We start from the raw sequence: 10,379 nt of genomic DNA on the forward strand, positions 1-10,379 counted from the left end.
GGCTGCGCCACGATGCGCCGGTCCGGCACGGACGGACCGGCCGCAGGGTCTATCGTGTCCCGCATGTCCGTTCCGGAACTGATCCGTATCGTCTCCCGCGACTCCCCCATGGCCCTGGCCCAGGTGGAACGTGTCCGCGCGGAGCTGGCCGCCCTGCGTCCCGGTGTGCGCACCGAGGTCGTCCCCGTGAAGACGACCGGCGACAAGTGGATGGGGGACCTGTCCAAGGTCGAGGGCAAGGGCGCGTTCACCAAGGAGGTCGACGCGGCGCTGCTGGCCGGTGAGGCGGATCTCGCGGTGCACTGCGTCAAGGACGTCCCGGCCGACCGGCCGCTGCCCGCGGGCACGGTGTTCGCGGCGTTCCTGAAGCGGGACGACATCCGTGACGCCCTCGTGCACCCGGGCGGGCTGACCCTCGACGAGCTGCCGGCCGGGACCCGGATCGGCACCTCCTCGGTGCGCCGGGTCGCCCAACTGGCCGCCACCCACCCGCATCTGGAGTGCGTGCCGTTCCGCGGCAACGCCAACCGGCGGCTGGAGAAGCTCGCGGCGGGCGAGGCGGACGCGCTGCTGCTCGCGGTCTCCGGACTGGAGCGCATCGAGCGGCGGGACGTGATCAGCGAGGTGCTGTCACCGGAGGTGATGATGCCGCCGATCGGCGCGGGCATCCTCGCCCTGCAGTGCCGCGAGGGCGATGCCGGCCTGATCGACGCCGTCAGCGGGCTCGGCGACCCGGCGACCCACCGGGAGGCCACCGCCGAGCGGATGTTCCTGCATGTGCTCCAGGGGCACTGCAACAGCCCCATCGCGGGGTTCGCGCGGGTCGACCGCAGCGGCGAACTGTCCCTGCGCGCCTGTGTGTTCACCCCGGACGGCAAGACGCGGCTGAACGCCCACGAGTGGGCGGGCCGGCTCGACCCGGCCACGCTCGGCACGTCGGTGGCCGTCGCGCTGCTGCGTCAGGGCGCCCGCGAGATCATCGACGGCATCCCGCACTGAGCCCGGGGCCGAGGGCACCGCGTCAGGCGGTGCCCTCTTCGGCCTGGTCCCGCAGGAAGTTGCTGACCTGCCGGGCCAAACTCTCACGGCCGGCGCCGGGCGCGGTCCCGGCGGCCCCCTCATCCAGGCCGAGGCCGCCCACCCACATCCGGCGCCCGGCCCACTCGTCGTCGACGCGCAGCTGGACCTGCACGTCCACCTGGCCGAGCGCGGCCTGCGGGCCGGCGGCGTACAGGACGGCGGTGGCGCGGCGCAGCGGGTAGACGTCGAAGCCCTCGATGAACTGCGAGTTGCGCCAGTCGATGAAGGCACTCTCGCCGTCGGGCCCGATCCGCACGTCGATCTGCCCGTCCTCCAGGTGGACGCCGAAGCTGCGTTCCCCGCGGTTCTCGACGGTCACCCGCAAGGAGAAGTACGTCAGTCCCTCGGCCGCGTCGTCACGTCCGCGCGGCGGCTCGGCCTGCTCCAGGCGGTGGACGCAGACCCGCAGACCGGCATGCTCGTCGTACTCCTGCCAGTCCCCGACCACGTTCGGCTCGTACACAGTCCACCTCTCGACTCACTACGGGCTGCTTCCTATCCGTGCGCTCAGTGCACTGTCAAATGAGCGGAATGCGCTGTGGCCAGGTAGTTCACCCCTTTTGATCGGTGATCAAGCCGTGCGCAGGGACGATGGCCCGCGCGTGCCGTGGGGCGGTTTCGCGGGCGTGCCGCACATCACGTCCGGGGCAAGATCAGCGGGCCAGCCGGCCGAGCAGCGAGGAGGCCGCGGCGACACCGAGTGCGGCGGTCAGGATCAGCACGCCGAAGTCCGCCGCGAGATGGGCGGGTGTGCCGAGCAGGAGCCCGCGCAGGGCGTCCACTTCGTAGCTGAGCGGGTTGACCTTGCTGACCGTCCGGAGCCAGCCCGGCATGATGTCGACGGGGTAGAGGGCGTTGGAGGCGAAGAACAGCGGCATCGTGATGGCCTGGCCGAAGCCCATCAGGCGGTCGCGGCTGAGGACGATGCCCGCGAGCGTCATCGACAGGCAGGAGAAGAACGCCGAGCCGAGGACGACGATCGCGGCGACGCCGAGCAGCTTCAGCGGGTTCCAGGTCAGCGCGACGCCCAGCAGGGCGGCGATGACGATCACGACGACCGCCTGGATCACCGACTTCACCCCGGCCGCGAACGCCTTTCCGGTGATGAGGGCGGCGCGGGGGGTGGGTGTGACCAGCAGCTTGTTCAGCACGCCGGCGTCGCGTTCCCAGATGATGTGGATGCCGTAGAAGATCGCGATGAACATCGCGGACTGGGCGATGATGCCGGGCGCGAGGTAGTCGACGTAGGGGATGTCGCCGGTGGGGATGGCCTTCAGGCGGGTGAAGGTCTGGCCGAAGATCAGCAGCCACAGCGCGGGCTGGACCGCCCGGGTGTACAGCTCGGTGCGGTCGTGGCGCAGCCTCTGCAGTTCCACCACGCACATCGCCGTGACCCTGGCGGGCAGCACCCGCCAGCCGGCGCGTGGCTCCGGGGCCTTCAGCAGCAGGCCGAGGGCGGGGTCAGCCGACGCGCTGGGCGGTGCGGCGGGTGCTTCGGACATCGCGGAAGTCTCCTGACTGCTCGTCGAGGCCGCTGCCGGCGACGTCCCGGAAGACGTCCTCCAGGGTGGGCAGCGGGTCGGTGGCCGCCGCGCCCCTGCGCTCACCGAGCCTCCCGCGCAGTTCCCGCGGGGTGCCGAGGGCGCGGATGCGGCCGTGGTGCATCAGGCCGACCCGGTCGCAGTACTGGTCGGCCTCGTCCATGTAGTGGGTGGTCACCAGGACGGTCATGCCGGTGGCCGCGCGGACGGCGGTGATGTGCTCCCAGACGCTCGTGCGGGCGATCGGGTCCAGGCCGATGGTCGGCTCGTCGAGGATCAGCAGCCGGGGGGCGCTGACCAGGGCCTGGGCGAGTTCCAGCCGGCGGACCATGCCGCCGGAGTAGGTGCCGGCGAGGCGGTCGGCGTCGTCGGTGAGGCCGACGGCGGCCAGCGCCTGGCCGACGCGTTCGGCGCGTTCGCGGCGGGACACGTCGAAGACGCGGGCGAAGAGGGAGACGTTCTCCCGGCCGGTGAGGTGCGCGTCGGCGGAGAGCTGCTGCGGCACGTAGCCGAGCAGCCGCCGTACGGCCATCCGGTCGTCCGCCGCGTCGTGGCCGAAGACGTGGACCATGCCGGCGGGTACCGGCAGCAGGGTGGTGACGCAGCGGATCGCGGTGGTCTTCCCGGCGCCGTTCGGGCCGAGCAGTCCGAAGACCTCGCCCTCACGGACGGTCAGGTCGAGGCCGTCGACGGCTCGGGTGTCGCCGAAGGCATAGGCGAGTTGGGTGCAGGCGACGGCAGCGTCGGTCGTCATGTGTCCTCGGCCTCCTCATGCAGGTGGTCGGCGAGTGCGCGCAGGGCCGGGAGCGCGGCCCGCAGGGCCTCCCGGTCGGCCGGGTCGAGCCGGTCGAGGTGACGGCCGAGGAGCGCGGCGCGCCGCCGCTGCCAGTCCCGCAGCCGGGCCTCGGCCGCCTCGGTGAGCCGCAGGCGTGCGGCGCGACGGTCGGCGGGGTCGGTCCCCCGGACCAGGTAGCCGTCCCTGACCAGCTGGTTGACCAGGGTCGAGACGGAGTTCCCGGCCAGGTGCAGCTCCTTGGCGGCGTCCGACACGCCGATGCCGGGGCGGGTCTCGACGAGGCGCAGCAGCTCGACCTCGGCGCCCCGCAGCCGTGGCGCGGTCAGTCCGGCCCGCAGCCGGCGCCTGAGCAGCCGCTGGACGCCGACGAGCGTGTCGGCGAGCTCCTCGGGGAACGTGTCTGGGTCCACAGCGCCGAGATTACCTCTGTAGCAGAGGTAATGACGCCCACGGAAAAGTCAAACCCGGCAACCGCGCCCACCGGACAACCGCACTCATCCGACATACTCTACAAATAGGGACGAACTGTTTCAGAACGCCCCGCGACGGGAATCGGCACAGAAGTGCTTCGGACAGGAGGCACGTCCGTGGGATCCCGCGCCGAAGAGCCGGCCCCGGCTGTTCTCGCACGAGTCCGAGCGCGCGGTTCTCACGGTGTCCGTCCATCCACCGGCACCCTGAGGGAGGCGCGCGGCATGCGTACCACCGTCAGAACCAAACAGCACCCCCACGACGACGCCCCGGACACCGCCGCATCGTTCGCCCGGCTGGCGGAGCTGCCCGACGGGCCCGAGCGGCAGGCGCTCAGGGACGAACTGGTCCGGCTCTGGCTGCCGATGGCCGAGCGGATCGCCGTCCGGTTCCGTGGGCGCGGGGAGGCGCTCGAGGACCTGTACCAGGTGGCCGCCCTCGGTCTGGTGAAGGCCGTCGACCACTACGACCCGGACCGCGGGCGCGCCTTCGAGGCCTACGCGGTGCCGACCATCACCGGTGAGATCAAGCGTCACTTCCGTGACCACATGTGGACGCTGCACGTGCCGCGCCGCGTGCAGGACCTGCGCAACCGGGTGCGGCACGCCGCCAAGGAGCTGTCCCAGACCACCCCCGGCCGGCCGCCCACCGTCGCCGAGATCGCCGAGTTCGCGCAGCTGAGCGAGGACGAGGTGCGCACCGGCATGGAGGCCCTGGAGTGCTTCTCCGCGCTGTCGTTGGAGGCGGAGATGCCCGGCACCGACGGCTACGCGCTGGAGGACGCCCTCGGCGACCCCGACCCCGGCTACGACACGGTCGTCGACCGGGTGGCCGTCGCCCCGAGCCTGCGGGCACTGCCGGAGCGCGAGCGGACCATCCTGTACCTGCGGTTCTTCGGCGGGATGACGCAGAGCGGCATCGCCGCTCAGCTGGGCATCTCGCAGATGCACGTCTCGCGGCTGCTGAGCGGCTGCTTCGCGCGGCTGCGCGAGGAGGTCGTCCCCGACGGACACTGAGCCCCGGGCCGGACGTCACTCCGGATCAGCTCCGCCAGATGGCGCAGCGAGGGCGACGATCACACCGGTCGCCTGATCCACCACGGCGTGGGAGGCGACCGCCTCCTTGAGCCGGCCACCTCGCGCCGGAGTTCGAGGATCAGGGCCGTTTCGTCGCGGGACCCACGCGGTACTCGGGGCACTCCTCCATCGTGCCACCGGGCGGCTCGGCAGGCGCCGTGGGCGGTTCCGGCCGGACACTGGCAGCAAGGCCCGCCGACGGCCGCCGACAGATCAGGAACGCGAGTGCCATGAACGAACAGCCCCCCTCCCGCCCCCGTCCGTCGGAGGTCGTCTCGACGCACTCCGTGTTCGGCGCGCCCTGCTGGGTGAGCCTGACCAGCCGCGATCTGGAGGCCACCCAGGAGTTCTACGGTGCCGTGCTGGGCTGGCAGTGGCGCCGGGGCGGCCTGGGCGACCATTTCCGGACCGCGCTGGTCGACGACGTCCCTGTGGCCGGGGTCGCCGCGGTGGCCTCGATGTGGCAGATGGCGGTGGCCTGGACGCCGTACTTCGCCGTGTCCAGCGCGGACGTGGCCGCGGCCCGGGCCCGGGAGCGCGGCGGGACGGTCGCCGTGGGGCCGATCTCCCTGCCGCCCGGTCGGGCGGCGCTGCTGGCCGACCGGGAGGGCGCGACCTTCGGCATCTGGGAGGGTGAGCTGATCGGCAACTGGGAGGCCTGGCGCCAGGCGGCCCCCGCCTTCATCCGGTTGCACACCCGCGACGCCTTCGACTCCGCGATCTTCTACGGCGAGATCCTCGACTGGGCCACGGACCGGCCCGGCTGCTGCGAGGTCCACTACGAGAGCGGCGAGGTCGTGCTGCGCAGCCGGGGCGACATCGTGGCCCGGATCGAGTCGGGTGCTCTGGAGGCGGCCCCGGACCCGACGATCCGGCCGCACTGGCAGGTCCACTTCGCCGTGGCGGACGTGTCGGCGTGCGCGCGCGCCGCGGAGCAGCACGGCGGCAGCGTCCTCGGCAAGGGCGCCGACGAGGCCGTCCTGCGCGACCCCGACGGCGCCCAGTTCACGGTGACCTCCCACCGCGAGCGCTGAGGCCCCGGCCCGAGGTTCCCGCTACTCGGAGCGTCTCGGTGGGCGGGTCAGCACGATCAGGCCACGGGGTTCCACGGCCACCTCGGCGCCCGCCTTGTGCTCCGTCTCGTCCAGGCCGCCGTCGGGTTCGACGGTGTCGACGCACACCGTCCAGCGCTCCCCGTACTCGGCGCCGGGCAGGCGGAAGACGACCGGCTCCCAGTAGGCGTTGAGCAGCAGCAGGAAGGAGTCGTCGACGACGGGCCGGCCCCGCGGGTCGGGTTCGGCGATCGCGTCGCCGTTGAGGAAGACGCCGACGCTGTGCGCGTCGGAGCGGCGCCAGTCGCGTTGGGTCATCTCCCGCCCGTCCGGCAGCAGCCACACCAGGTCGGGCAGCGGCTGGCCGGCGTGGGTGGCGGTCGCGCCGCGGAAGAAGCGGCGGCGCCGCAGTACGGGGTGGGCGGCGCGCAGGGCGATCAGACGCCGTACGAAGTCGATCAGATCGCGCTGTTCGCGGGTGAGCCGCCAGTCGATCCAGGAGACCTCGTTGTCCTGGCAGTAGGCGTTGTTGTTGCCGCGCTGGGTGCGGCCGAGTTCGTCGCCGTGGCAGAGCATCGGGATGCCCTGCGAGAGCAGCAGTGTGGCGAGGAGGTTGCGCTGCTGGCGGGCGCGCAGGGCGAGGACGTCCGGGTCGTCGGTGTCGCCCTCGACGCCGCAGTTCCAGGACCGGTTGGCGCTCTCGCCGTCCCGGTTGCCCTCGCCGTTGGCCTCGTTGTGCTTGTCGTTGTACGAGACGAGGTCGCGCAGGGTGAACCCGTCGTGGGCGGTCACGAAGTTGACGCCGGCGCGCGGGCGGCGCCTGCTGTGGGCGTACAGGTCGGAGGAGCCGGTGAGGCGGGAGGCGAACGCGCCGAGCGTGCCCGGCTCGCCCCGCCAGAAGTCCCGTACGGCGTCCCGGTAGGGGCCGTTCCACTCCGACCACAGCGGCGGGAAGTTGCCCACCTGGTAGCCGCCCTCGCCGACGTCCCACGGTTCGGCGATCAGCTTGACGCGGCTGATGACCGGGTCCTGCTGGATCAGGTCGAAGAACGCCGACAGCCGGGACACCTCGTGGAACTGCCGGGCCAGCGTGGCCGCGAGGTCGAAGCGGAAGCCGTCGACGTGCATCTCGGTCACCCAGTAGCGCAGCGAGTCCATGATCAGCTGGAGCACGTACGGGTGGCGCATGAGGAGGCTGTTGCCGGTGCCGGTGGTGTCGTAGTAGTGCGAGAAGTCGCCGTCCACCAGTCGGTAGTAGGAGGCGTTGTCGATGCCGCGGAAGGACAGGGTGGGGCCCTTCTCGTTGCCCTCGGCGGTGTGGTTGTAGACCACGTCGAGGATCACCTCGAGCCCGGCCGCGTGCAGCGCCTTCACCATCTCCTTGAACTCGGCGACCTGCTGCCCGCGCCGGCCGTGGGCGGCGTAGGCGTTGTGAGGGGCGAAGAAGCCGATGGTGTTGTAACCCCAGTAGTTGGACAGGCCCCGGTCCTGCAGCACGCCGTCCTGCACGTACTGGTGCACCGGCATCAGCTCGATCGCGGTCACGCCCAGCGAGGTGAGGTGCCCGGTCACCGCGGGGTGGGCGAGTCCGGCGTAGGTGCCGCGCAGTTCGGGCGGGACGTCGGGGTGGGTGCGGGTCAGTCCGCGGACATGGGCCTCGTAGATCACCGTCTCGGCGTAGGGGCGTCGGGGCGGGCGGTCGTCGCCCCAGTCGAAGGCCGGGTCGGTGACCACGCCGAGCAGGGTGTGTCCGGCGCTGTCCTTCGGGTCGGGGCGGTCGCCCGCGCGTTCGAAGAGGGAGGCGTGGTTGTCGATCTGGCCCTCGACGGCGCGCGCGTAGGGGTCGAGCAGCAGTTTCGCCGGGTTGCAGCGGTGTCCGGCGGCGGGGTCCCACGGGCCGTGCACCCGGTAGCCGTAGCGCTGTCCCGGGCCGACGCCGGGCAGGTAGGCGTGCCAGACGAAGCCGTCGACCTCGCTCAGCGGCACGGCGTGGCCGCCGCCGTCGTCGTCGACCAGGACGAGGTCGACGCGCTCGGCGACCTCGCTGAAGAGCGCGAAGTTGGTGCCCTCGCCGTCGAAGTCGGCACCCAGCGGGTAGGGGTGCCCGCTCCAGACGGGCACCCCCGCGCCGCGGTTCGGCCGTGCGGTCACCGGGCTTCCTCCAGGACGTCGTCCGTCTCGCGCCCCGGCGCGGCCAGCGCCGTCACCGGCAGGTCGCGCGGCACTTCCAGCGTCTCGCGCAGGTCCGGCTCCGGGACGGTCGGCACGAGCGGGGCGCGCTCGTCGGCGCGGGCGCGCCGCGAGAACCAGATGACCTTGCTGCCCGTGTCGGTGGCGCAGCAGCCCCAGCCGTCGCTCATGGCGGCGATGCGTTCCAGGCAGCCGCGCAGGTCCTGGTCCGGGCGCAGGTCGCGGTCGTCACCGCCGACGGCGGTGATCAGGTGCTGGCCGTTCCACCACATCTCGATCGAGGTGTGCTTGTCCGTGGCGTGCTCGTCGATGGCCTTCAGCAGGATCCCGGCGCCGCGGCACACGGGCTCGACGAGTTTCTCCAGGTCCCAGTACCTGAGGTGAGCGGCCAGTATGCGCCTGACCTGTCCGACCCGTTCCGGGCTGACATCCACGTCGAGGTGGTAGTAGCAGGGCACTGCGGTCTTCATCGTCGTTGGCTCCTCACCGGCGAGGCTCCCGCCTCTCCTCGACCCCGCGGGCCGAGCCCCGAACACGAAGCGTGAGCGTTGATCGCTCCTGAGTCACAACCACAGTGAGGCCGCTACGCCATTCGTGCAACACGAGCACCCCAACATCAAGATCCAACAGGACGTTGGGTGATGCACCGTGCACCATAAGTGAAGGCCTCGGGAGGTTTGACGGTTTCGCACCTCTGCGGACAGGGCCGACCCGCTCGTCGCGGGCGATGTACCTCTCGAACTCCCGGAAGGTGAACAGCGACATGCTGCTACCAGCGAAGACCGAAGTCGCCAGATGCTTGCGCAGTTACCGGGCCTGGGAGCGCGCGATGCTCGCGTGCCCCGGCGACCGCGCGGTGCGGGCCACCTTCGAGGACTGCGGATACACCCTGTGCGTGCTGATGGGCAAGCGTTGCGCGCGGGAGGCCGCGGACGCCGCCGAGCAGTATCTGCGCGGCGGTTCGGAATCCCGCGTCCGACGCGGCCGGTCGAAGCGGAAGAGGAAGAACGGCATGGCGCGGGTCGCGGCGCCAGTGCCGGTCCCGCATCTCGCGGCGGAGCGTTAACGCCCGCCGCATCAGCGGTCAGGGCATCCAACAGCGGGCTACAGAAGCCATTTTCAGCACTGCGGAGGTGCAGCGTGAGGTCCACCAGAGCGATCGGGCGTATCCCGGTGAGGGACGTCCATCCGCGCGTGGATTGCGGCAGGCGACCGGCCAAGTCCGTGAGCGGGGAGACGTTCCGGATCACCGCGACGGTGTTCCGCGAGGGCCATGACGCCATCGGCGCCAACGTGGTCCTCAAGGGCCCGGACGGCCGTCGCGGACCGTGGACGCCGATGCGTGAACTCGCGCCCGGCACCGACCGCTGGGGCGCGGACGTGACGCTGGACGTGGTGGGCCACTGGACGTACACGGTGGAGGCCTGGAGCGACCCCGTGACGACGTGGCGCCGCATCGCCGAGATCAAGATCCCGGCGGGGATCGACCCGGGTCTGGTGCTGGAGGAGGGCGGGCAGCTGTACGAGCGGGCGGCGGCCCGGGCGCCGCGCGGGCCCGCGCGCACCGTGCTCCGGGAGACCGCGAGGACACTGCTCGACGACTCCCTCCCGGTGCCGGAGCGCTACGCGGCGGCCCTGGCCCCGGAGGTGGACGAGGTCCTCGCCCGTCATCCCTTCCGCGAGTTCGTGACGACCAGTGGCGCCCTGCCCCTGCTCGTGGAGCGGGAACGGGCCCTGTACGGCGCGTGGTACGAGTTCTTCCCGCGCTCGGAGGGCACGCCCGAGCGCCCGCACGGCACGTTCCGCACCGCCGCCCGCCGGCTGCCCGCGATCGCCGCGATGGGCTTCGACGTCGTCTACCTGCCGCCGATCCACCCCATCGGCACGACCTTCCGCAAGGGCCGCAACAACACGCTCACGCCCGGCCCGGACGACGTGGGCGTGCCCTGGGCGATCGGGTCGCCGGAGGGCGGGCACGACGCCGTCCACCCCGACCTCGGGACCCTGGAGGACTTCGTCTGGTTCGTGGGGCAGGCGGAGAAGCAGGGCCTGGAGGTCGCCCTCGACTTCGCCCTCCAGTGCTCGCCGGACCATCCCTGGGTGCAGAAGCACCCCGAGTGGTTCCACCACCGGCCGGACGGCACGATCGCCTACGCCGAGAACCCGCCGAAGA

11 protein-coding genes are annotated in these 10,379 nt (G+C 71.9%); 5 read left to right on the forward strand and 6 right to left on the reverse strand.

The annotated features are described in order from the left end of the window. Nucleotides 1–63 precede the first annotated feature (63 nt). Nucleotides 64–999 (forward strand): hydroxymethylbilane synthase, encoded by a 936-nt coding sequence (gene hemC, locus ALMP_RS35960; protein WP_264935998.1) that lies wholly within the window; start codon nt 64–66, stop codon nt 997–999. Nucleotides 1,000–1,021: 22 nt separating this feature from the next. Here hemC and ALMP_RS35965 read toward each other — a convergent pair whose 3' ends face one another. The 4 genes from ALMP_RS35965 to ALMP_RS35980 form a co-directional block, all read right to left on the reverse strand. Next, the gene (locus ALMP_RS35965) at nt 1,022–1,543 is read right to left on the reverse strand and encodes a hypothetical protein (RefSeq protein ID WP_264936001.1); all 522 of its coding nucleotides are present in this window, start codon (nt 1,541–1,543) and stop codon (nt 1,022–1,024) included. Between the two features lie 190 nt (nt 1,544–1,733). Continuing rightward, a complete protein-coding gene (locus ALMP_RS35970) occupies nt 1,734–2,582 on the reverse strand; it encodes an ABC transporter permease (protein WP_264936003.1) in 849 nt (282 codons plus the stop codon). Beyond that, nucleotides 2,542–3,375, reverse strand: coding sequence for an ABC transporter ATP-binding protein (locus ALMP_RS35975; protein ID WP_264936005.1), 834 nt, complete (start codon nt 3,373–3,375; stop codon nt 2,542–2,544). The genes ALMP_RS35970 and ALMP_RS35975 overlap by 41 nt, the downstream gene beginning before the upstream one ends. Then, nucleotides 3,372–3,827, reverse strand: a complete 456-nt coding sequence (locus tag ALMP_RS35980; protein ID WP_264936007.1) for a MarR family winged helix-turn-helix transcriptional regulator — start codon at nt 3,825–3,827, stop codon at nt 3,372–3,374. The genes ALMP_RS35975 and ALMP_RS35980 overlap by 4 nt, the downstream gene beginning before the upstream one ends. A 285-nt stretch (nt 3,828–4,112) precedes the next feature. Between ALMP_RS35980 and ALMP_RS35985 the strand changes: the two genes are divergently transcribed. After that, nucleotides 4,113–4,904 (forward strand): RNA polymerase sigma factor SigF, encoded by a 792-nt coding sequence (locus ALMP_RS35985; protein WP_264936009.1) that lies wholly within the window; start codon nt 4,113–4,115, stop codon nt 4,902–4,904. A 290-nt stretch (nt 4,905–5,194) separates the two neighbouring features. Continuing rightward, complete coding sequence (locus tag ALMP_RS35990) at nt 5,195–5,998, forward strand: VOC family protein (RefSeq protein ID WP_264936011.1); 804 nt, start codon at nt 5,195–5,197, stop codon at nt 5,996–5,998. Nucleotides 5,999–6,019: 21 nt separating this feature from the next. Here ALMP_RS35990 and glgX read toward each other — a convergent pair whose 3' ends face one another. Then, nucleotides 6,020–8,137 carry a glycogen debranching protein GlgX gene (gene glgX, locus ALMP_RS35995; RefSeq protein ID WP_375803584.1) on the reverse strand — a complete coding sequence of 706 codons (2,118 nt, stop codon included), beginning with the start codon at nt 8,135–8,137 and terminating at the stop codon, nt 6,020–6,022. Nucleotides 8,138–8,163: 26 nt separating this feature from the next. After that, on the reverse strand, nt 8,164–8,676 hold the full coding sequence (locus tag ALMP_RS36000) for a pep a2 (protein WP_264936015.1): 513 nt from the start codon (nt 8,674–8,676) through the stop codon (nt 8,164–8,166). A gap of 293 nt (nt 8,677–8,969) precedes the next feature. Between ALMP_RS36000 and ALMP_RS36005 the strand changes: the two genes are divergently transcribed. Further along, nucleotides 8,970–9,272, forward strand: a complete 303-nt coding sequence (locus tag ALMP_RS36005; protein WP_264936017.1) for a DUF5133 domain-containing protein — start codon at nt 8,970–8,972, stop codon at nt 9,270–9,272. Nucleotides 9,273–9,346: 74 nt separating this feature from the next. After that, nucleotides 9,347–10,379: maltotransferase domain-containing protein (locus ALMP_RS36010; RefSeq protein ID WP_264936019.1), on the forward strand; the 1,033-nt coding region annotated here is incomplete at its 3' end.

It is taken from the genome of Streptomyces sp. A012304, from assembly GCF_026008495.1.
Classification (GTDB): Bacteria; Actinomycetota; Actinomycetes; order Streptomycetales; family Streptomycetaceae; genus Streptomyces.

Excerpts from the sequence above, each read along its gene's own strand:
- ALMP_RS35975 (WP_264936005.1), bottom strand. The coding sequence starts at position 3,375 with ATGACGACCGACGCTGCCGTCGCCTGCACCCAACTCGCCTATGCCTTC.
- ALMP_RS35990 (WP_264936011.1), top strand. The coding sequence starts at position 5,195 with ATGAACGAACAGCCCCCCTCCCGCCCCCGTCCGTCGGAGGTCGTCTCG.
- ALMP_RS36000 (WP_264936015.1), bottom strand. The coding sequence starts at position 8,676 with ATGAAGACCGCAGTGCCCTGCTACTACCACCTCGACGTGGATGTCAGC.
- ALMP_RS36005 (WP_264936017.1), top strand. The coding sequence starts at position 8,970 with ATGCTGCTACCAGCGAAGACCGAAGTCGCCAGATGCTTGCGCAGTTAC.
- hemC (WP_264935998.1), top strand. The coding sequence starts at position 64 with ATGTCCGTTCCGGAACTGATCCGTATCGTCTCCCGCGACTCCCCCATG.
- ALMP_RS35985 (WP_264936009.1), top strand. The coding sequence starts at position 4,113 with ATGCGTACCACCGTCAGAACCAAACAGCACCCCCACGACGACGCCCCG.
- ALMP_RS35970 (WP_264936003.1), bottom strand. The coding sequence starts at position 2,582 with ATGTCCGAAGCACCCGCCGCACCGCCCAGCGCGTCGGCTGACCCCGCC.